Consider the following 21,998-nt stretch of genomic DNA (forward strand, 5'->3'; position numbering starts at 1 on the left):
ATCTTGTTAAAAAACAACATTCAGGTTAACACCATAACGGCGTGTGGTTGGCGTTTGCAGGGTTGATGTAGCAATTGGCGTGTTGAACTGCTCGATATCAATACCCTTGTACTTATTGTCGGCATAGAAGTATAGCAGATTTCGGCCAACCAGGGTTATGGAAGCCTTTTTGATCAGTTTGCTTCTTAACCACTCTTTCGGAAAGTCGTAGCCTATCTGTACTTCGCGCAGCTTGGCATAGGTTTTACTTACCAATGAGCCTTCCTGTACCTGGCCATAGTATTGCGTGGCCCAGCTTTGTACCGTACTGGTAGCCGTGTTGGGTGCAAACTGAAGCTGATTGTAATTGGTAATATGGCCAAAATTATCATACTTAATAGCCGCGCCATTTGATACTTGTACCCCATTACCTACATAGGTACCTTTATAAGCCGCAACACCTGCATTGGTATCGTCATCAAGACGTGATTTTCCTATAGCACCTTCAACAGTTGCTATGTTGGCGCCGCCCTGCATGGTAAGCGAGTATAAGCGATCAGATATCTTGCCGCCTACGCTGCCGTCAAATTGAAAGCTGAAGCTGAAATTTTTATACCGGAAACTATTACTTACCGACCAGACGAAATCAGGATTCATGTAACCCAGGAACTGGTTGATCGGGTTTTTTAATGGCTTACCACCCGCGTCATAAACGATCTGTCCGTCCGGGGAGCGTACAAATGCCGAACCGTACAATTTATCGGTCCTGTCGCCTTTCTGGAAGAATGTGTTATAGTAGGTTTGTCCAGGAGGTAACTCCAGGTACCTTTCGGTATAGGTAGACCAGTTGCTCATCACATTCCATGAAAAGTTTGACGTTTTTATTGGGGTAGCCGTAAGCGTAAGCTCCAAGCCTGTTTTACGCGTTTTTAGGGCATTAATGTAATAAGTGGTATAACCCGAGGTTGGCGAAATAGCGTTAGCCAGGATCTGCGGACCATCGATATACTGGAAGAAAGTGGTGCTCAGCCCCAACCTGTTTTTCAGTACGCGGATATCAAAACCTTCCTCAAAGTTTTTACGGTTGTACGGCTTGATGCTTTCCTGGTAAATGTTTTGTGGCGATGATGCAGCAGGTGTATTGTTATATATTTTGCTGGTTGAGAACACCGGCTGTAGCGAATAATCCGGACCACCGTACGGGCTCAGATAATTATTGCCATATTGTGAAAATGCAGAGTTTAAGCTGTTGGCCGTTGAGCCGTTTAGTTGTGTAAACACGTTAAATGGCGTAGCACCAATAGTTGCTGAAGTAGCATCGGCACGTACGGTGGCAAAAGATCCGCGTATCTTGAAATAAGATATCAGCTCGGGCAGCTTAATATAATCTGTAATTACCGAGGCGGCAGATACGCTGGGGTAAAAATAGCTGTTGTTACCTTCGGGAAGGGCCGATGTTTTATCGATACGGGCTGTTCCAGAGATGGTAGCATACTGACCGATAGAGGCATCCAACGAGGCATAACTACTCAACACACGCATGTTCGAACTAAAATTATTAACCATGAGCGTATTGAGGGAGTTGTTGAAATTGTAAACATTCGGTACGATCAGGTAATCGGTAGAGGTAAAGTTGGAGTTGTAGTTGAAAGTACGCATACTACCGCCTACCAAACCCGAGAAATTAATGATACCGGCATTATAGTTATAGTTCACTAATACGTCGGTATTGTTCTCAAACAGATTTCTTCTGTCTTCGCGGTAATCACCCTGTCCTAAAGTACGGGCGTAAGTAAAAGCGCCCCACGGCATTTTTTCGGCCCTCAATAAAGAGTAGGTAGTGATCTGCGAACGGCCGGTAATATTCAAATGCTCATCGAGCTTATAGTTAAAGGATAAATAGCCGTTAATATCGGTCTTGTCATGGCTCCGGGTCCAGTCTTCCACCATCAGCCAAGGGTTGTTATAGTGTACGTGCTCCGGAAATATAGCAACCTGGTTTGTTTTACCGGGTGCCCATATATTCCTGATATCGGGGGCATTAACATCCCATTCGCCACCCGTCCATACCGAAAGGTTATAGATCAAACTGTTTGGCCCGTAGGTTACATCCGGTACGTTGTTTGAATAGGTTTTGGTCAGGTTCAGATCGGCATTAAAAGTCAGTCTTTTGGAAAGCTGGTAACTGGCATTAGTGCTGAAGTTAAAAATATTAAGACCGGTGTTGGGCACTATACCGCGCTGGTTTGACTCCGACGCCGAGAAACGGGCCGCGTATTTTTCGCCTGTGGCCGAAAGGGAAATATTGTTGGTAGTTTGATAACCCGCCTGGATAAAACGGTCAAGGTTGTTTTTGCCATCCACATAACCCCTGTTAACATATGGCGTTGGTTTGATATGCCCTATATAGGTGAGATCGCCAAATTTGGTGGTATAGGTTTGATCGGGCGTATACAGGCCATCATATTGCGGAATAAGCTGTCCCCTGAATTTGGGGCCCCATAACTGGTATTGCGCATCTTGCAAGCCCCCGCCAAAACCATCGGCATAAGCGTACTGACCGTACATACCGCCGCCATAATCATGCTGGGTTTTAGGTTCGGCAATAAAGCCTTTATCCATGGAGTTGGTTGAATTGAATTCCACCACAAAGCCCTTGTCTTTCCCGGCTTTTTTGGTGGTTATCAATATAGCACCATATTGAGCCCGGCTGCCATAAAGCGCCGCACCTGCAGGGCCTTTAAGTACCGTATAACTCTCAATATCATCCGGATTAAGGTTGTAGGTATCTGAACTGATGGGGATACCATCAACCACATAAAGGGTGATCTGGTTGCCACGTAACGATACCGATGGCGGGCCCAATAGCTCGGCATTCATCGCTACAGATAAGCCTGCCACCTTGCCGGTTAAACCGGTTATCGGATTGGAGTCGCGGGCTTTTACCAGCTCGTCGCCTTTAACTTCCTGCGTGGCATAACCAATTTTGTTGGCGCCCTTTTTTACACCCAGGGCCGTTACCACCACCTCATTGAGGCTGGTAGGCGATGGCACCATTTTTACATGCAGCATATTACCGCTGCTGGCTTGCACACCGGTAATGGTTTGCTTATCAAAGCCCATGTAACTAAAGGTAAGGTCATACGATTTACCCGCTACCAGGTTTTTGATACTAAAAGTACCGTCGATGTTAGTGGTGCCTGTTTTTTTGAGCTCGTTGGAGCCGCTTTCCCGTACCTGGATGGTAACGCCAATAAGCGGCAGATCTTTTTCGTCCAGCACCTTGCCTTCCAGGTGGCCATTATCTTCGGTTAAATAACCGGTGCCTGTTATATGGCTTGAATGGTGTAGCAGGGTACCCTTCGCCCTGGTAATTTGCGTGCTGGAACACAGCAGGATAATGATTGTAAAAATAAGGTGAGAGAAAGTGAATAGTGGTTTTAATACATTTCTTTTTGTAGAATTGCGCATAGCTTTTTAATGGTTTGTCGGTTTGCATAATCATGAATTATTGATGGCTTAGTGGGAGTGGGTTGGTGGAACAGCCCGCTCTTTTTTGCATCCGGCTCTGGCTTATATCTTCAAATTTTATCCTCCATCGGTAAGTTTTATAAATAAATTTCTGAATTAAGTGGAAAAGCGCTTTTGTATTCGCTACGCGTAGCTTTTTGTGAAGAGAAACAGGCGCACGGCAGGAGCGCGTTTGTTAATTATAGTATTAAAGCCAGGTAGATTTTTTCCGCCGCTAAAATAATAGCCCATACATTGTCTGTAGGTTAAGGATGTATTAAGGTTTTTGATATGTTAAAAACCCAAACGGCAATGTTTATAACTCACCATACAAGCTTCTGCATACCTTATTGGGCTTTATACTTAAAATGAGGCACTTCCGGCTATTTTTACTCCAGGGCCAACCATGAAGTAAATGTTAAATGTGTATAACTAAGTAAAGATACCCGGCAGGTTTAAAGCTTTGTAGTAAACAAAGTATAATATTTAGCATGCCGCAGGTATGCAACCGGAGTTCAGTACCTATGGCACTGAATAAGCCTCCTTTTTTCCTACAAAGCTTTAAACCCCTATGGGGTTTGCAAAACGCCTTAACCTAATCACATCAAGAAGCCCTAAGTAGGCCAAAAGTGGGTTAACATGGGTTTACACTTTTTTGGGTTAACATTTTTATAACTATTTAATAGTCAAATAATTAATTTCATTTTTGGGGTAAAAAGCCCGAATTTATGTAAACCCACTTTTTACAACTTACAAGCACCATCGAATTACTAATATTTTTAGCATTTTTAAATTAAATTGCTTATATTTATAAAAAATAAAAAGACCAATGCAATATGAAAACACAGCAATTAACTTTAACAAACAGTGAGAAAAAGATCACCGCCCTGATGGCTCTGGAAACCATTACGATAAATGATCTGGATAACCTGGATCTGGCAGAACGGCAATATTTAGGAGTGGTCTGTACCAAAATGCTGCAAAATTTAAGGGATACGGAACGGGATGATTTTCTGAAAAAAATAGAACCAATTATGCTGGATAGCAATCAGCAGGTTTGGGAGTATAACCACCAGGCCATCACCGATGCCATTTCAAGGTTCACCGAAGAGCACGGCAGCATGCCCACCAGAAATCAGCTGGCCGAAGAAACCGGTTTAAGCCGGCAAACCATCAGCAAACATTTAAAAGAATACCAAAGCCATCCCGGGCATGCCGAGCAAATAGAACAGTTTAAAATGATGGCTCCCAGGTTAATGGCCAAAGTATTCCAGTCTGCCACTAAGGGCGATATCCGGGCGGCCAAGCTTTACCTGGAAACCGTTGGCGCTTCCGGTAAACAACAGGTTGTAAAAAGCCAGAACAACCATATCCAGATCAACAATACCATCCTGAGCCAGGAAAATTTAAACCGCCTGAGCGCCGAACAACTCAGCCAGATAGAACACATCGTTACCAAGGCTTTACCCCAGGCCAAAATGATTGGGTAATACGCCCCTATTATTGGGAAGCCCAAGAGTTTCTGCGAATAGACCGATCGTATCTTATCGCCCGGCTAAACACACTAAAATAATAAAGCTCTAGTCATCCTGAACTTGTTTCAGGATCCCTCAGTACAGATGCTGTCATGGGGTACCACTACGCAAGCATCCCGCTTGTGGCCTCTATGATTAGTAATAGCCGCACATGTTCAATTATATATTACCACAAGCGGGACAGTTATTTTTATTTAACGAGGTGTAATATCAATTCCCCATCGAAGATAATATGCGAAAAAGGGATCTGTTATGTGTAATATCCTATCTTCTTTCTCCCAATCAAGAACAGGCGTAGACGATTCATCAGAAGATGCGATGTTAGACATGTGCTCCAAAACCCTTGAGATTTCATGAGCAGCAGGAGGCTTTTCAGTTAGATCTCGCATTTTCGTGCGCAATTCCTCATAATCTACTCGTTCCATGCCTGGTTTTAACTCCGCCAACCCCCGGAGAACTAATCCGTAAATATCGGTTTGCTGTCCATTTTTTAATGTTCTTTGAATTCTATCAGATCGTTGTCTAGGCCCCTTGCTTAACTTGTCAAACATAATTTTACCAGTGCCGACCGCCACTTTTTTAAATAGTTCATCCATAGATGCCGTTCCTATTACCAATTCAGTCGTAACTGTTTCTTCAATTTGATTAGTTAAGCAGAGTTCTCGGCAAAACTCCTGCATTAGGTGAGGGCTACCGATTGCTTCGCTAGCAAATGAATCAATTATAGTATCAGATACTTTCAGGTTTAATAGTGGAAACCCTACTCGCGCAATTGCACATAGCTCTTCTGCTTCCCATGCAGGAACTTGAATAGTTTCAACTCGACCAGTCATTTCTCGCTCTACCTTAACAGCATCTAATCGACGGTGGGGAATTGCAAGGAATATAACAGGTGCTCCTTCGTAAATTACAGCTTTTAAAGCACGGACGATATTACCTTGACTCTCCCGAGGGATGTAATGAAAGTCGTCTATAACCAACGGGGTTTGACGCTCATTTAATGCTTCTATGACTAAGCCCTTAGCAGATCTTTTAGCAGTTTTTGTTATAGAATTAGAATTCGTTGTCCCGTTGGTCTTAGAACCATCAATTTTACCTTTAATCGGAAATAAAGATGTCTGTACTCCTGCTGCTATAGCTATACTATTTGTCGATCCCTCTGTTTGTGTATTGCTTTCACCAATACTTAAATCTAATTGGTCAGCTACGTCATTCCAAAACTCATCTTCTGTTGAAAATGCGCCTCCGTCGAACCAAACGGATTTGCCTTTATCAAACACAGTCTTTGTGAGTACAGTTTTGCCCGATTTGGTAGAGCCAGTTACCATGACTAGCTTACATAAATTATCATTCGCCTTCTGCAAATGTTTCTCTAGTTCTAACGAATTTCTAGGGTTATAAGTCAATTTAGGTAAGCCACCAGGAACGAATACCTTGTTCGTCCTATAAATCTGAGTTTGCAACGTCGGCATATTAGGTACTTGTTCAATACAAATATATTATTAAAAACAATAATATTACCTTTTGCTGGCGCACGCGTGTCGCGTGTGCCCTTTTCATATCCAAATCATTATACATCAGATGCACATGCGATACACCTGCACCTGCCAAAGGCATTATTGATGCTTAGCCAGCCATTCCTGGTATTTTTTTTCCAGGAACTGGTTGCCCAGCGCGCGCACTTCGGGGGTTGACACGGTAAAATGGTCGCCGGGGTAGTAGCCAAAAACAAATGATGAGTTTAGCTTTTTCATTTCGCCGTCCAATAATTTTACTGCGTAGTTCAACAAAAAGTTATCCTGTTCGCCAACGGTAACGCGCACTTTACCATCCAGGTCGCCTTTGATTTTGTCCCAGTTGGTTCTGAGATATAAGGAGATATCGTAATTTTTCCAGTGCTCAAAAACGGCTGCATCAATTTCGCCGGTTTTATAATTAATGATCCGACGGGGCTCACCGTCACTGCCTTTTTCGCTGAATACGGCATCGAATGAATGCATTTGCTCACCGCGATAAATTACGTGCTCCATCGTATAGATATCCCGCATATTAAACCATGGGAAAAAACCGGCAATTGTTCCGGTTTGGTTGAGCGTGCTATCTTTTCCATAATACATATTCTGATGCTCGTACAGGTTCACCCGCTGGAAACTGCGAAAGTCGACCGGATCTGGTGAGCTCGACCAGCAGGCATCAAACACCTTCGGATAATGTGTTTGCAGCCATAAAACCGTCCAGCCGCCGCTGCTGTGCCCGTTCAGCAACCTCGCGCCATTACAGCGATAGGTTTTTTCCAGTTGCGGAATCAGTTCTGTGGTCAAAGCATCGCCCCAGGGACCATTGTTGTCGCTGTTGGCGTATACGCTGTGCCCCAGGCGGCAGTTACCATCAAGATATACCACGATAACCGCGGTAGTATCCATAGCCGGGGAAGGATCGGCACTGCCAGAATAACGTTGGTAATCGCCACCATAACCCGAAACGTTAAACCGCACCGGAAATTTCCGGTTAGGCTCATTAAAATATTGTTTCGGTAAAATAACGGCCGCGGCAATAGTCGTAGGGCGATGACTAAAATTACTAAGCAATGCCGAATTTACTTTCAGCTCCTTAACAAACTGTGTTTCTTTAAAAACCGGTTCAGGAACAACTTTCGTCGCCTTAAGCGGGATCAGCTGATTATAGTTTTTTGTTAGCCTAATTTTCTGAACCGCGCTGTACAAGTTGCCCGGACTGTTGCCTATGGAGCGCCCCCCCAGGTCCCTGTCCCACACAGCCTGTATATAATAGCTGTTTCGTTCCATATCTGAAATGGCAACCGGGTAAGAAATGGCCTTATCACCAATGATAACGGCCTGCCCGGGTTTAATATTTTTAACGTACACTCGGTAACAGGGAAATATATCCAAACCTGCCGTACCGCTCTTGGGGTCTTTGCTGTCTTTTGACAGATACAGCAGGATATTACCGCTGAATGATTGTTTTAATAAGCTGTCGGGAAAACTAACGCTGAATTTTTGCGCAAAGACATTAGAAGCTAAATAAAAAACGGCGAGTAACGTGATAAAGACTTTTTTCATAGGATGCGGTTAAGCCCAAATATACAAGTTTACATAAAGCTTGTTGAAATTTATAAACGGTCTTTTTCGGCACCCAATGCCGTGTTAATATCCCCTTGCTACACACACAGCAGTCCGGCATCTCCTTATCCAAAACCAGGGTATCCGGACCGCTCCGAACGCTGCGGGCAACATGCAGATTAAATAATACCTAAACTATTGATTTGCAGCATTTAAATTTCGATATTGTGGGTGAAACCACTTATCACATTATATGAGACATGTAATCACCCTGCTTGTCCTGTTCATGCTTGTTGGCATGCCCGGACGTGCTTCGGCGGCACAACAACAGCCAAGGGATACCACGCTTTTTAACAGCGCCCGCGACAGTACGATTTTTTATATTGACTGGTCGCAAATGACTCCCCAAACCAAGGCCACCTTCATTAGAGCATTTGGAGAGATAGCCAAAAGGAACGACTTTTATAAGACCGTCACCATTCAGCCTAACGATAACATCAGCAAATTAATCAAGCGCTATTATGATGTGGTTGCGGAGGTGAATAACCATTCCCACCAGGCTCTTATTGGGGTATTGAAAGACCTGAACGGGCTCGACGCGCAAAATACGCTTGTAGCGGGTAAAAGTTTCAAGTTGCTGCGCCTGCCGATTAAACAGGTGCCCGGCAGTAAGGATACCCTGGCCCAGTTTTTTGACCCGTACATCAAACAATCTTATATCCTCAGCACGGCATCCGCAGCCAATTCCGATTTCCGGATGGCTAAAACCGATGTAAATTTTAGGGAAGGCGGATTGTCGGCCTTCAAGCTCAGCCCTGAAGACCTTACGGTGGTTAAATCTATGCTATCCAAAAATCTTTACCGTTCCCTCTACGGCACGGGCATCGTCACTCTTGACAGTGTTCACATTTCCACGGTACGGTTCCCGGAGCGCAAGTCTTCTGTCAGACGCGAATTAACGCATACCCCAATTGTCGATTCTACCGTTGCCCGCCTACTGAACGGCTTAGGTAAGGACAATTTCGGAACTTATTATGTATTCGATAATTTTAACGCCGGTTCAGAACATGGTGAAAAAGTGATGGATGTTGTCAATGCCCGCTTCGCGGCATATGGTCTGGATACGACAGGCCTGCGCATTCACAAAATCCCGATCAACTATTTCGACAATGTGGAATTTGGCCAGGAGCTTATCAAAAAATATTATGCTGTCGATGGCACTCCGTCCAATAAACTACCGTCCCTGGAGATACAGCATGAACTCAATCAGCTCAAGGGCATCGATGTATCAAAGTACGCATATGCCCAGTGCCAGGATTGTATACCCGAAGTTTACCTGCACGCGCTTTTTGGCTATTATTACCGGGATACGCCCGACGTTATCTCCAGTTCTTTCTGGGCCGATATGGAACTGAAGGGCATTCTGCCACGCTTGTATACAGCCCCCGTGACCAGTCTGGTTACCGCGGGCCTTAATGAAGATGGGGAGATTGAACATAAGATAAGAGATATCCTGGTTGAAAAAGACCTGCTGGTAGGAAGCATCCAACCCATCAATGATTACTTTAACTCTTACGCGGATGACGGTGCATTGATCATCGGTAATCGCTTAACCAAGGGTGTTTACTCCGGTTCATATGGTAAACACATCACCACCACCGGCCTTGGGGTAGGCTGGGCCGGCCGTACCATAATGCCCACAGATACTGGTACCAGTTTTGCCACGCCCGACGTTGCCGGCAAAATCTATATCGCCAAAGCCTATTGGCGCTCCAAAAAAATGAACATCAACGCGGCAGAAACACGCATGCGCGTATTATTGGCCACAGACATTGATCCGGAATTCATTGGCAAATTCGAATCGGCAGGCAGCCTTAACATGCTGAAGCTCTTACAACCCGGAAATTATGTAGAAACGGTTTCGGGCGAAATACTTCCGCTCAAATCTATCTCCCTTTCTGACGCCGGTATCGGATCATCAAAATTTAAACGAACACCTTTCGGACGCCGTTCCGTAGATGCCGATGGTGAAGCAACAGACGGTGTTTGTGGTTTCGCTTGCGTGGACGGGCGCTTTTATAAATTCACAGAAATGATGCCCTGGTGGCAGCCTGCTAATTTTAAAGAGATAGCCGTATCCTTTGTCACCAGCAAAGGCCCGGAGGTTATCCAAAGCCAGGAAGCATTCAGCTCAAAATTTAAACAACTTATCATACTTTCCAATCATGAAAAAAACAATTAAAATCGGCCTGACAGTTGTCTTTGCGATGACTGCCGGCTTTGTTCAGGCACAGAATTATAACAAAATGCTGATGGACGCAGTTAAAAAGGAATTTGGCAAAGACTTGCGAGGCTTCCAGTTTTTCGACAACCCGACGGATAACTACGGACTGATCACTACCTACAAAAAGAACACGGATCCGGATAATTTTGAATGCGATATGTATAACTGCATTGGTGCGGTATCCCCAAAATCAACAGATGATACCTGGCTCTCGATGAACGGGTTCGCGGCCGGCGGCGACAATGGCAGAAAGGTTACCCTGAGCGAAGATGTCAGCAATCAGGTGGGCTTAAACCTCATTCTGCCCAAGATCATGAGCATTGTTGGCCTGAGCAGCAGCTATAACAAAAACAATATAAAACACCTCGAACTAACCCTGGGGCCGGTTTACATCCGCCAGTTGAGAAAAGCACCCATGCAGGATTATCTGAATAAGCTCGATAAAACATCCCGTCAATATCTGCTGTATAACAGCGGGCAAATGGTGCTGATAGTAGGCGATTGCGTACTCACCACCATGGATGTCGACATCACACTAAACGATACATCCAAAACAGCCATCGATGCTAAATTCGGATGGAAGGGCTCAACCGTGGCCGCTAAGATCCTGGATAGCGCCTCTGTCAGTGTTAAAGTTGCGCGGGAAGCCGCGGGCCATTATAAATTTACACTGTCGCACCCGGTTATCTTTGCGCGCCTGGCCAAAAAGCAGGCGAAGGGCGGCGAACTGGGCATAACCAAAAACCAATATTTTCAAGACTGGGCAACAATAGACGAGGATAAAGTTATCGACCCTAAAACAATAAAGAAGAAATAAACCGCTCCATCACCCGGAGCCCTCCTGATGCAGCACCAGGAGGATTCAGAACATCTCATTGAACCACTGAATAAAAAGAGCCTTTAACTTTCGTTAAAGGCTCTTTTTAAAATACATTAGTCCTGGTTTGGTAAGCCTATCGGGTTAAGTATTATGGTAAAACCGCCCGCTATAGACCCCTGGCTCCAGAATTTTCATAGGATAATACTGTTATCTATATTTCTCCGCATAGTACAAGTGGGCATACATGACGTATTGGAGAACAAGGATCATCCGGACAGCATCTAAAACATAAAGGAGGCAGAGTGATGCCACCGGTAACATTTTTTAATTCCTCTCTTGTAAGCATTTTTCCCTTCTGAAAGGCAGAAGCTTTTTCAATTAATTTTTTCATCTCTCTTGTTTGGTTTATAATTTGGTAATTATTAGTTTAAATTTAACCAAACAGATATTATGTTTCCAAATATTTAATATTATTGTCAGTTTTCGCATACTTTCACAAGCGCACACCCTTGCTGGTGCACTAATATTGTGTTTTATTCTGCTCTTTAATTTATACCCGATTACTCCTTACCCGCCTTTTTCACCAGAAAACGTTTTCTAAGCCATTCGCGCAGGGGCTCGTCATAAAATTTCAGGCTCAGCCATGCTATGGTTATGGCGATAATGACCAATCCCAGGCCTACCAGTAGGCCCTGGGCCATGGGCACTTTATTATTGTTTACCCACGCGATGTGCCAATACATCAGCGGGTAATGGGTGATATAAAGCGGGTAGGATATGGCCCCCAGAAACTTACAAACTTTGATGGAACTTTTGCTGACCAACTTGCCGCCTGCGCCAATAGCTACAATAAGCGGAAAAATAACGATGATCACAAACGATTCATAGATACCATTCATCCACAAATGTTCGGCGCCCCCGATCCTGGGTACAGATAAAAAAACAATGATCAATAAACTGCAAATGGCAAACGCGCCTTTAATATGGATCAGCTTGCCCATTCGCATTAACAATACGCCCGCGAAAAACGGGTAAAGCAAACGTAGAAAGCCAATATTTAGCTGGATTTTATCAATGGACCAACCGCCAATAACATCGCCCTGGGGCCCCCATACCAAAAAGCCAACAAGCCAGCAGGCCGATAATATCACAAATATGGTAAGCACCGTTTTGGAAAAATGGCGAATGAATACCGCGTAAAGAATATTAGCAACATATTCAAAGAAAAGTGACCATGCGGCACCGTTCAGCGGGTATGTTTCCTGCCATCCGCGAATATCCATGGATGGCAGCAGCGGAATCATGGTAAAACCAACCACCGTTGCCAGCAGCAGCTTCCAAACGGGAGTTGAGGCAACCAGCGGCATCGCCGCTCCGCCCTGGAAGTAAAAAAGCAATGCGCCAATAATGGTACCTACAATTACCAGGGGTTGTAAGCGGATAAGGCGGCGTTTGTAAAAATCCCACTGAGTCATTTTGTCCCAGCGGTCATCATAGGCATAAGCCACTACAAAACCCGACAATAAGAAAAAGAAATCGACCGCCAGATAGCCGTGATTAATGATCTGGTGAAACCGATCACCGGAGTAGGTTTCCAATACATGAAATACAACTACCAGGATAGAAGCCACGCCACGTAATCCGTCGAGGATCTCATAATGGCTTTTTGATTTGAGATAAACTGAGGTTTGGGACATTGTTCGGGTAAAATAGGCAAAAATTAAACAGGTTGTATTTGAGGATTAATTTTTGTGTGATGGGGAAACCGGCGAACCAGGATGATAGAAGATAAAGAAAAAAGCCCAACATTTCTGTTGGGCTTTCGTGGGAGTTACTGGGTTCGAACCAGTGACCCTCTGCTTGTAAGGCAGATGCTCTGAACCAGCTGAGCTAAACTCCCTTGCTTTTGGGTCTGCAAATATAGAAGTTCTGATCTATTCGTCAAAAAAAAATTTAAAAATTATATTAAAGCATTGATTATTAATCATAAAAATTACCAGACAGCCTTTTTAGACTTTACATAGCTATATTATTTCGCCGCGGGCGGGGGTCTTCAGGCAAAATTTCCATATGTGGGTATTGGATATAACTGGCATACCATCTTATGGCACCAACCAGGTCAATAGCATCTTCTGCAGCAATATCAATGGTTTCAAAGGCTAATAATTTACTATTGGCATACCCATATAACTGCACTTCGTTATCATCGGGCCTAAATGTTTCTTCATCAAGGCAATAAACCCTCACCTTTAAGCGGGTATCCCTGGAGTGTATAACATCCCGGCAGGGGTTCTTAGGGTCGGTTGCCAGTAAGTAAATGTTATGTTCCATAAGTAATTAACAATGATATGTTGGTATGGTTTCTAAAGTTGTTATTTATATTTTGTTGATCATCAGCTATTAACTGCCGGGTAACCCGCCCACACATTGGGAAGTATTTTCTACAAACCCTTGATAAACAATGCCCAAATTTGCCTTTTACTTGCTTAAATTGTAGCTAATAAGCAATTGGCATTGCATTTGAATTAAGTTTATTGCCCTTCTAAAAGGGTTGTTTTTCATAGGTAGATGTAGGGCCGAAACACTGCGAGAGTTTTTCGGCCTTTTTATTTATCCTCCGGCAAAACCACTGGATCTGAAAAACTTTTTAAAGCTTTAATTTTAACAATTTCCCGCATAAAAAATTACCAAAGAAGCGTTAAAACTGCTAAAAACATGTTCAAAACCACCTGTTTTAACACTTCTTAACAAACCTCAACACAGCTTTTTCATTTTAAAAAGTATTGGTTTATTGATCATCAATACCCACATATCAATCGGTAGCTTATTGATACTCCACAACAACTCAAATAACTGGCAAGCCCTATTAATTAATTTATATTCCTGATTTGTTTAATTTAGTTTGATTCTTAGCCGCGAGGGTGGCCTGGAATTAATTTAAAGTAAAGTTACTCTAATTAAGAGTGGATTATTTATCAGTATTGACAATCCGGGGTACAGAAATGGGCGTATATCATCTACAAAACAAAACTAATTAAAACTTCAAAAAAATTAATTTCTATGAAAACAGACTCACAAGAAAGCATGCTCAATGCAAATATGGCCCGGAGGTCGTTTCTGCGTTATGCTGGTGTTGGAGTTGCTTCGGTAGGCTTATTGGCTACTGCTGCTTCCTGCCACAAAGATCATAAGATCAATCCACCAACTAATGGTATTGATCTTGGTGCAAAAGGAGACTTAGCTATTTTAAACTACGCCTATGCCCTGGAGCAATTAGAAGCCGCCTTTTACCTTCAGGTAGCAGCTACCCCGTACAGCGGCATCACTTCATCAGAAACGGCATTGCTGACTGATATCCGTGATCATGAGGTTTTGCACCGTGAATTTTTTAAAGCAGCGCTTGGGGTAAACGCCATTCCGGCTTTAACACCCGATTTTTCTGCCATCAACTTTAGCAGCCGTGCCAGCGTACTGGCAGCAGCAGCAGCATTTGAAGATACCGGTGTTAGTGCTTATGACGGCGCAGGCTACCTGATCACCACCCCGGCTTATTTGCTGATAGCAGGTAAAATTGTTTCGGTAGAGGCCCGTCATGCCGCTTTGATCCGCAACCTGGTTACTCCTGGCTCTTTTGCCGGGGCCGATGTAGTTGATCCTACTACCAGCATCAACAAAGCTGCATCTATAGCTGATGTGCTTAAAATAGCCAATATGTATTTAAAAACTAAGGTTACAGCAGTAAACTACGGTTACGCATCCGTTTAAAACCCCATCATCATGAATTTATTTAACATCATAGAAGAAATTGAAAATGTTGATCCGGAAGTTTACGGCCGCATAAGCGAACGCCGCGACGTGATCAAAAATATTACCAGCTTTGGTTCAAAAGTAGCTCTGGCCGCTATGCCATTTGCTGTTGGTACTATATTTAAAAAAGCATATGCGCAAAGCACAGCAACACCATCTGTAGTGGCCATATTGAATTACGCGCTTACACTGGAGTACCTGGAATCATACTTTTATAATCAAGGTAAAGCCAAAGGCACGGCATTAATACCCGCCGCAGCTGCCACCAATTATTTTAACCAGGTAACTACCGACGAAAATAACCACGTAACCTTTCTTAAAGGCGTAATTACTTCGTTGGGCGCTACCCCCGTAACGGCACCGCAATTTGATTTAACAGCAGGTGGTGGTACCGGCAGCGGACCATTTGCCGATGTATTAACCAACTATCAAACCTTTTTGGCCGTAGCCCAGGTATTTGAAGATACCGGCGTACGTGCTTATAAAGGACAGGCGGCTAATATACTGGCCAACAAAGCAGCTGCCGAAGGTGTAAAAGCCGGCTTATATCAAACCGTATTAACAGCGGCTTTAGGTATCCACGCTGTAGAAGCACGCCATGCATCGGCCATCCGTTCTATCCGTGGGCAAACACCATGGATCACCAGCACCGCAACTTTAGGTAATGATACCGGTGTAGCGCTTGTAAACGCTAATTACGATGGCGAGCAAAATGTATCACAGGGCGGGGTTGATGTTACTACATTGAAAAATGCAACAGGAGGCAACACTACTTCGGTTGCCGTGGCCACAGCAGCGTTTGACGAAGCTTTAAGCATGGATCAGGTTTTAACTATACTCTCAGGAAGCTTTATCGTTAAGTCGGCTTAATTTAAGCACCATATAAAGATTAAAGAGGCGGTTTGCAATGTTGTAAACGGCCTCTTTTGCTTTTTTACTATTTATTTAAGCCCTGTACACCAAATTTAATCAGGTCATTAGGCTTTATAAAACCTACCGTTCCATAAACGGGTTTACCTTTGGCGTTAAAAATAATAAGGGTAGGATAAGCCTGTAAACCCCATTGAGCGGCAAGCTCCGGGCCCTGGCCTTTTTCCATATCCATAGCTACATTGATAAATTTGCTGTTATAAAAGGCTATTACATCTTTATTTTTAAAGGTGGTTGCTTTAAGCATTTTGCAGGGTCCGCACCAGGTGGCGTAGGCATCTACAAAAATATATTTCTTTTTAGCGGCAGCTTGCTTTAAGGCTTCGCCCCAGGAGTTTTCAATAAAATTAATCTGGCTTGCTTTTTTGTCGACCGCTTTTTGTGTGGTCTGGGCTTTTCCATTAAGAGGGTGTAAAAGCGATAACAAAGCGATCATCAAGCAGGCAGGAAAAAAATTCTTCATAAAGGTGTAAAATAGGAAGCATAAAAATAGCACATATAAACCGTTACCGGCTTATATGTGCTATAAATATCTGTTACTGTTATATTAACCAGGCAAAAAGCTTATGGCCTGGTGCGGTGTGCCTCGTCCTGCTGCTGCTGTTGTTGTTGGCGTTGCGCCTGTTGTTGTTGCTGCTGTTGCTGACGCTGTGCAGCCTGTTGTTGACGCTGGGCGGCTTGTTGTTGCTGTTGAGCCTGCTGTTGCTGACGTTGAGCTTGCTGCTGTTGGCGTTGCATTTCCTGCTGCTGGCGCTGGGCGGCTTGTTGTTGCTGCTGAGCCTGTTGTTGCTGGCGTTGAACCTGTTGCTGCTGGCGTTGGGCCTGATCACGTTGCTGCTGAGCCTGCTGTTGCTGACGTTGAGCTTGCTGCTGCTGGCGTTGAACCTCCTGCTGCTGGCGTTGGGCCTGATCACGTTGCTGCTGAACTTCTTGTTGCTGACGCTGTGCCTGCTGCTGCTGGCGTTGAACCTCCTGCTGCTGGCGTTGAGCCTGATCGCGTTGCTGCTGAACTTCTTGCTGCTGACGTTGTGCCTGCTGTTGTTGGCGTTGAACCTCCTGCTGTTGGCGCTGAGCCTGATCGCGTTGCTGCTGAACTTCTTGCTGCTGACGCTGAGCCTGCTGCTGTTGACGCTGCACGTCCTGCTGCTGACGTTGAACCTGGCCGCGTTGCTGCTGAACTTGTTGTTGCTGACGCTGTGCCTGCTGTTGTTGACGCTGAGCGTCTTGCTGCTGGCGTTGGCCTTGTTGTTGCTGACGTTGGACCTCCTGCTGCTGACGTTGTGCCTGCTGTTGCTGGCGTTGTTGTACAGCAGGGTTTACATTAGGCTGCTGCGTACGTTGAGCTGCGGGCTGGTTATTATTTACTCTTACCAGTCTGTCATTATTGCTTTTAGCTATTTCGGCCAGGCGGGCAGCGTTGCTGCGGTTTACAGTTGCCTGTCCGGCTACGCGGTGTGCAATACCATTATTAGGGTTTTCCTTACGGTACTCGGCGGCATTCACCACACGTGCTGGTCGCGCGTCGGCAGTTCTTCTTATCTCTGGCCTGTAAATATTAAGTCTGTTATTGGTAATGCTTGTCCTGGCGCCGGGCTGGTTGATGTTGTTAACCCGGTATACCTGTACATTCTGACGGGTTACCTGTCTAACTTCATTTACCCGCGGACCGGTTACATAAGTACGATTATTATAAACATACGTATTGTTGATAACCGTGGTATTGCGTATAATGTTAACCACCCGGGTATGCGGTGCATAATAATTGTAAATATTAGGGCGGTTAATGTAGGCTTGCGGTGCACATACCCAATAGTAATCGGGCACGTGATAGCTGTTGCCAAATGAAATATTAATGCTGATGCCCGGTGTTAGTGGCGCCCAGCCATAATAACCACCGCCACTTCTCCAGCTTACCCAGGCTGGTGCCCATTCATGGCCCGGAATCCATTCCCATCCGTAATAATCATCATAGCGCCAGCGGCCGTAGTGAAAAGTGGCCCATCCCCAGGGATAATCAGAAACCCAGGTGTTGCCATAATCTGTCATTACCCAATGCCCGCGTGTGGCATAGGGCCTGAATCCGTCTTCGGCATCAGGTATCCAAACGTTACCATAGGTAGGGTCATCAACCCAGGTTCCGTAAGGGTCAAGTTCGTCATAAAACTGCTGGTCAGATACATACTCTCCTTCCTGTGCCTTTACCTTATTTGGAGCGGCGAGCATTATCAAAAATGCTACTAAACATAAACCGCTTATTTTTTTTATAATCTTCATCTTTATCAGGATTAAAATGTGACCGGATATACCGTTATCAATATAGGTATGACCTATCAAATTATAAAACGTTTAACAGCATAATTGTTTTAACCTGCAACAATAGGAATAATTAGCACAAACCATCTCTGAAATTTTTTATTTATACCTTGCATAGGCTATCTTAAAAATTAAATAGTTTTACATTTCATAACCCATACCATTATGAGTACAGTAAATATCCCAAGACTTGATCTGAACAATTATATTAACGGCAGCGCGGCCGACCGTCAACAATTTTCAGACGAGATAGGTAAAGCATTTAACGAAACTGGTTTTGTAACTATTACTAACCACGGACTGAGCAAAGAATTGATAGATGAGCTTTACGCCCAGGTAAAAAATCTTTTTACGCAACCCGATGCTGTTAAACAAAAATACGAAATACCCGGTTTAGCCGGCCAGCGCGGTTACACGGGCAAAGGCAAGGAGACCGCTAAAGGTTTTAAAACTCCCGATTTGAAAGAATTCTGGCAGATAGGTCAAACCGTTACCGATGGCTCGCCCATTAAAGAGCAATATCCGGACAATGTGATTGTTGAGGAGCTGCCAGCTTTTAACACCACCACCCGTGAGGTTTATAAAAAGCTGGAATCGGCAGGGATACATCTGCTGCGGGCCATAGCGGTTTATTTAAATTTAGAGGAAACTTATTTTGATAATAAAGTGCATAATGGCAACTCCATACTGCGCACCCTGCATTATTTCCCGATCCTCGACCCGGATTCATTGCCTGCAGACGCGGTACGTGCAGGAGCTCATGAGGATATTAACCTGATCACCTTACTGATAGGTGCCAGCGCAGATGGTTTGGAGCTACTTACCCGCGAGGGTACCTGGTTCCCGGTTAAGGCCCATGGCGAAGACCTGGTGGTTAACGTAGGCGATATGCTGCAGCGTTTAACCAATAACAAACTTAAATCAACCACGCACCGCGTAGTGAACCCGCCGCGCGAGCAGATGAAAAACTCCAGATATTCGGTTCCGTTTTTCCTGCACCCGGTATCAGACATGGACCTCACCAGCCTGGAAACCTGTATCAACGCCGAGCACCCGAAATTATACCCGGATATTACTGCCGGCGAATACCTGGATGAACGCCTGAGAGAGATAGGCCTAAAGATGTAGCTATAAAAAAGAGGCTATATCATGAATTCATGATCAGCCTCTTTTTTATTTGATCTATCCGGATACTCCATCATCAATTGATGTACGGCCTTGGGTTACATTAACTCACTTAACAAAAAAAGTGGGTTTACATGGTTTACACTTTTTAGGGTTAACATCGACCTATTTATTTGACAATCAATTAATTGTGTATTTTTATCAAGAAAAAGTGTAAACCCACTTTTGGTATAAATATTATCGGTTAAATTTCAATTCATAGGTGGCACTACATTAAGATCCGTCAATTTGATTTACTGTACAGCCTCGCGTATTTTATATTATAATAGGAACATATCTTTATCCGGCCAGTATCGCTTTATCATCCACACTGGCTTCAAGCTTTTGCTGCCTTCTTTTATACAAAACAAACAGGGCAGCGGCCAGTACGCCTATAATACCTTCTATACAAACGGCGCGCCTTGGGCCAAGTCCGCTGGCCAGCCACCCAACCAGTAAGCTGCCGATAGGTATCATGCCCTGGTAAGCCATTACATAGTAACTAATGGCACGGGCCCGCATGGCCGGGATAGCATGGGTTTGTATATAAGTGTTAATGGCCGATGTTTGTGCCATCATACCCACCCCGGTAAGCACCATAAATATTAAGGCGAAGGATAACCGGCCGGCATAGGCTACCATCAAAACGCTGAGCCCGAAAATAAGGCTGGCAGTTATCATAATTTTGATAAGATTTTTATTGCTTTTTAAGTTAGCCAGGTAAACCGCGCTGATCACCGATCCCAGGCCAGCCGCACTCTCAAACCAGCTGAAGGTTTTGGCATCACCATTAAAAATATCTTTCGCGAAGATGGGCATCAGCGTATTAAAAGGAATAACAAAAAGACTGCTGACACCCAGCATCAAGATGAGGCTGCTCAGGTCACGATCGCCGGATACATATTTAAAACCCTCCTGTAGTTCAACCCAAATACTTTTTTCTGAGCGGACGATAGTCCTGGTGTTCAGCTTCATCATAAACAAACAGGTAAGAACCGGTATATAGCTTAAAAAGTTGCCGAAGAAACAAAAGTCTTCACCAAAAGCTCCCAGAACAATACCGGCTACGGCAGGGCCCGCGATGCGAGCCAGGTTGCTCATGGTAGAGTTAAGAGCGATGGCATTGGGCAGGTCGTCCTTGTTATCCACCATCTCCATCATTAAAGCCTGGCGGCAGGTAACATCAAAAGCGTTAATAATTCCCTGTATCAAACTTAACCCTATAATGGCCGGAATATTATAGAATTTAAACAGGATCATAAAGGCAAGTGCCCCGGCCTGTGCCATAGATATTACTTGCGTAATCACCAATATACGGTAGCGGTTATGCCTGTCGATAATACTACCTGCATAAGGGGCCAGTATCAACGAGGGGATCAAACTCACAAAACCAACTACACCAAGTAGCAGCGCCGAACCTGTGAGCCGGTAAACAAGCCAGCTAACGGCGGTTTTTTGCATCCAGGTGCCGATAAGTGATATGGATTGCCCGTAAAAAAACAGTTTAAAATTGCGGTACTTTAGTGATCGAAAAACATTCATCGGGGTAACAGATAACAAAAGCTTTTCAGGGGAGATCTTAATGCAAGACTATTGAAATTCTTTATGGTACAAATATCGGCAATGATGATATATTTGTAAAATAGATTGTTCTAATGATATTGATTAGTAAAACCGATTGATTATGGAGTTGAGACAATTGCAATACTTTGTTAAAGCCGCCGAAACCATGAATTTTACCGAAGCGGCGGCAGCAGTATTCATCACGCAAAGCACTTTATCGCAGCAAATTAAACAGCTGGAAGAAGAGCTGGGCATGTTACTGTTTGACCGCATTGGCAAGCATGTACGCATTACCGAGGCAGGCCATATATTTTTAACCCACGCCCGTAAAGTGCTCCTGGATGTACAAAAAGGCAAACAGGCCATCGCCGAATTAAATAACGCGGCTACCGGCGAGTTAAACATTGGTGTATCCTATGCTTTCACCTCTTCACTGTTCCCGGTTTTGGCTCCATTTTCGACCAAATACCCGGGCATTAAAATTTCTATCATTTCTGATAATCATGTAGAACTGGAGAAAAGACTTCGCCTGGCCGAACTGGATCTGATTGTAGCTTATCATAATGAATCGGACGATGAGGATTTGGAAATGCAGCCCCTGTTCAGCTCCAGTATTATAATGGCGGTTGCTAAAACCAATCCCCTGGCGCAGCTCAAAAGTGTAAACCTGAAGCAACTGGCCGAGCTTGAGCTGATACTGCCCGGCAAGGGTTTCAGCTCGCGCACATTTATAAATGAATTGTTTTACAAACACAAGATGAGCCCCAAGATCCAGATCGAGCTGAATGATGTGCATACACTGCTATCACTGGTACAGGACGGCGAATGGGCAACTATCCTGAACGAAAAAACTTTAATAGGCTGGGACAAATTGATTGCCATTCCCATAGCCGGGCAGGAGGTAAAAAAACAATCCTACATTCTTTGGCAAAAAGGCGTTTACCGCAAAAAAGCCGCTATATTATTTACCGAACAACTCATGAAAACCATGAATAACGAATGATGGCTATTAT

The 21,998-nt window shown here is 44.3% G+C and carries 15 protein-coding genes and 1 tRNA gene; 7 read left to right on the top strand and 9 right to left on the bottom strand.

The features are described from left to right. Positions 1–6: 6 nt before the first annotated feature. Positions 7–3,450: a SusC/RagA family TonB-linked outer membrane protein gene (locus ACTJKG_RS01465; protein ID WP_440738141.1), complete on the bottom strand. Its 3,444-nt coding sequence runs from the start codon at positions 3,448–3,450 to the stop codon at positions 7–9. Positions 3,451–4,325: 875 nt separating this feature from the next. On the opposite strand from ACTJKG_RS01465, the gene ACTJKG_RS01470 reads away from it, so the two are divergent. Further along, entirely contained in the window at positions 4,326–4,979 is a 654-nt protein-coding gene (locus ACTJKG_RS01470; protein ID WP_440738142.1) for a hypothetical protein, read from the top strand. A gap of 239 nt (positions 4,980–5,218) precedes the next feature. Here the strand turns inward: ACTJKG_RS01470 and ACTJKG_RS01475 are convergent, their stop codons facing one another. Both ACTJKG_RS01475 and ACTJKG_RS01480 read right to left on the bottom strand, forming a co-directional pair. Beyond that, on the bottom strand, positions 5,219–6,487 hold the full coding sequence (locus ACTJKG_RS01475; RefSeq protein WP_440738143.1) for a hypothetical protein: 1,269 nt from the start codon (positions 6,485–6,487) through the stop codon (positions 5,219–5,221). 153 nt (positions 6,488–6,640) lie between these two features. Beyond that, positions 6,641–8,104 (bottom strand): alpha/beta hydrolase-fold protein, encoded by a 1,464-nt coding sequence (locus ACTJKG_RS01480; protein ID WP_440738144.1) that lies wholly within the window; start codon positions 8,102–8,104, stop codon positions 6,641–6,643. Positions 8,105–8,357: 253 nt separating this feature from the next. Here ACTJKG_RS01480 and ACTJKG_RS01485 point away from each other — a divergent pair, with 253 nt between their 5' ends. Further along, positions 8,358–10,346, top strand: a complete 1,989-nt coding sequence (locus ACTJKG_RS01485; protein ID WP_440738145.1) for a hypothetical protein — start codon at positions 8,358–8,360, stop codon at positions 10,344–10,346. Further along, on the top strand, positions 10,330–11,205 hold the full coding sequence (locus tag ACTJKG_RS01490; protein WP_172336020.1) for a hypothetical protein: 876 nt from the start codon (positions 10,330–10,332) through the stop codon (positions 11,203–11,205). Before ACTJKG_RS01485 ends, ACTJKG_RS01490 begins: the two co-directional genes overlap by 17 nt. 563 nt (positions 11,206–11,768) lie before the next feature. Here ACTJKG_RS01490 and ACTJKG_RS01495 read toward each other — a convergent pair. The 3 genes from ACTJKG_RS01495 to ACTJKG_RS01505 all read right to left on the bottom strand — a co-directional run bounded on the left by ACTJKG_RS01495 (position 11,769) and on the right by ACTJKG_RS01505 (position 13,539). After that, complete coding sequence (locus ACTJKG_RS01495) at positions 11,769–12,905, bottom strand: acyltransferase family protein (RefSeq protein WP_172336019.1); 1,137 nt, start codon at positions 12,903–12,905, stop codon at positions 11,769–11,771. Positions 12,906–13,033: 128 nt separating this feature from the next. Next, positions 13,034–13,108 (bottom strand) — tRNA-Val (locus tag ACTJKG_RS01500). 116 nt (positions 13,109–13,224) lie between these two features. Further along, complete coding sequence (locus ACTJKG_RS01505) at positions 13,225–13,539, bottom strand: hypothetical protein (protein WP_172336018.1); 315 nt, start codon at positions 13,537–13,539, stop codon at positions 13,225–13,227. A gap of 729 nt (positions 13,540–14,268) precedes the next feature. Here ACTJKG_RS01505 and ACTJKG_RS01510 point away from each other — a divergent pair. Beyond that, positions 14,269–14,973: a ferritin-like domain-containing protein gene (locus ACTJKG_RS01510; RefSeq protein ID WP_172336017.1), complete on the top strand. Its 705-nt coding sequence runs from the start codon at positions 14,269–14,271 to the stop codon at positions 14,971–14,973. 12 nt (positions 14,974–14,985) lie between these two features. After that, positions 14,986–15,885: a ferritin-like domain-containing protein gene (locus ACTJKG_RS01515; protein ID WP_440738146.1), complete on the top strand. Its 900-nt coding sequence runs from the start codon at positions 14,986–14,988 to the stop codon at positions 15,883–15,885. Positions 15,886–15,952: 67 nt separating this feature from the next. Here ACTJKG_RS01515 and ACTJKG_RS01520 read toward each other — a convergent pair whose 3' ends face one another. Next, positions 15,953–16,408 (bottom strand): thioredoxin family protein, encoded by a 456-nt coding sequence (locus ACTJKG_RS01520; RefSeq protein WP_440738147.1) that lies wholly within the window; start codon positions 16,406–16,408, stop codon positions 15,953–15,955. A gap of 101 nt (positions 16,409–16,509) precedes the next feature. Next, a complete protein-coding gene (locus tag ACTJKG_RS01525) occupies positions 16,510–18,219 on the bottom strand; it encodes a DUF6600 domain-containing protein (protein ID WP_440738148.1) in 1,710 nt (569 codons plus the stop codon). A gap of 204 nt (positions 18,220–18,423) precedes the next feature. Here ACTJKG_RS01525 and ACTJKG_RS01530 point away from each other — a divergent pair, with 204 nt between their 5' ends. Beyond that, positions 18,424–19,386 (top strand): isopenicillin N synthase family dioxygenase, encoded by a 963-nt coding sequence (locus tag ACTJKG_RS01530; protein ID WP_440738149.1) that lies wholly within the window; start codon positions 18,424–18,426, stop codon positions 19,384–19,386. A gap of 336 nt (positions 19,387–19,722) precedes the next feature. Here ACTJKG_RS01530 and ACTJKG_RS01535 read toward each other — a convergent pair whose 3' ends face one another. Beyond that, the gene (locus tag ACTJKG_RS01535) at positions 19,723–20,964 is read right to left on the bottom strand and encodes an MFS transporter (RefSeq protein WP_440738150.1); all 1,242 of its coding nucleotides are present in this window, start codon (positions 20,962–20,964) and stop codon (positions 19,723–19,725) included. Between the two features lie 142 nt (positions 20,965–21,106). Between ACTJKG_RS01535 and ACTJKG_RS01540 the strand changes: the two genes are divergently transcribed. Continuing rightward, on the top strand, positions 21,107–21,988 hold the full coding sequence (locus tag ACTJKG_RS01540; RefSeq protein ID WP_172336011.1) for a LysR substrate-binding domain-containing protein: 882 nt from the start codon (positions 21,107–21,109) through the stop codon (positions 21,986–21,988). The last annotated feature ends 10 nt before the right edge of the window (positions 21,989–21,998 follow it).

The sequence above is a fragment of the Mucilaginibacter sp. 22184 genome (assembly GCF_052045695.1).
GTDB lineage: Bacteria > Bacteroidota > Bacteroidia > Sphingobacteriales > Sphingobacteriaceae > Mucilaginibacter.

Bases quoted from the DNA above. Each gene is read 5' to 3' on its own strand.
- ACTJKG_RS01465 (WP_440738141.1), bottom strand. From the start codon at position 3,450: ATGCGCAATTCTACAAAAAGAAATGTATTAAAACCACTATTCACTTTC.
- ACTJKG_RS01470 (WP_440738142.1), top strand. From the start codon at position 4,326: ATGAAAACACAGCAATTAACTTTAACAAACAGTGAGAAAAAGATCACC.
- ACTJKG_RS01480 (WP_440738144.1), bottom strand. From the start codon at position 8,104: ATGAAAAAAGTCTTTATCACGTTACTCGCCGTTTTTTATTTAGCTTCT.
- ACTJKG_RS01485 (WP_440738145.1), top strand. From the start codon at position 8,358: ATGAGACATGTAATCACCCTGCTTGTCCTGTTCATGCTTGTTGGCATG.
- ACTJKG_RS01490 (WP_172336020.1), top strand. From the start codon at position 10,330: ATGAAAAAAACAATTAAAATCGGCCTGACAGTTGTCTTTGCGATGACT.
- ACTJKG_RS01495 (WP_172336019.1), bottom strand. From the start codon at position 12,905: ATGTCCCAAACCTCAGTTTATCTCAAATCAAAAAGCCATTATGAGATC.
- ACTJKG_RS01505 (WP_172336018.1), bottom strand. From the start codon at position 13,539: ATGGAACATAACATTTACTTACTGGCAACCGACCCTAAGAACCCCTGC.
- ACTJKG_RS01510 (WP_172336017.1), top strand. From the start codon at position 14,269: ATGAAAACAGACTCACAAGAAAGCATGCTCAATGCAAATATGGCCCGG.
- ACTJKG_RS01515 (WP_440738146.1), top strand. From the start codon at position 14,986: ATGAATTTATTTAACATCATAGAAGAAATTGAAAATGTTGATCCGGAA.
- ACTJKG_RS01520 (WP_440738147.1), bottom strand. From the start codon at position 16,408: ATGAAGAATTTTTTTCCTGCCTGCTTGATGATCGCTTTGTTATCGCTT.
- ACTJKG_RS01525 (WP_440738148.1), bottom strand. From the start codon at position 18,219: ATGAAGATTATAAAAAAAATAAGCGGTTTATGTTTAGTAGCATTTTTG.
- ACTJKG_RS01530 (WP_440738149.1), top strand. From the start codon at position 18,424: ATGAGTACAGTAAATATCCCAAGACTTGATCTGAACAATTATATTAAC.
- ACTJKG_RS01535 (WP_440738150.1), bottom strand. From the start codon at position 20,964: ATGAATGTTTTTCGATCACTAAAGTACCGCAATTTTAAACTGTTTTTT.
- ACTJKG_RS01540 (WP_172336011.1), top strand. From the start codon at position 21,107: ATGGAGTTGAGACAATTGCAATACTTTGTTAAAGCCGCCGAAACCATG.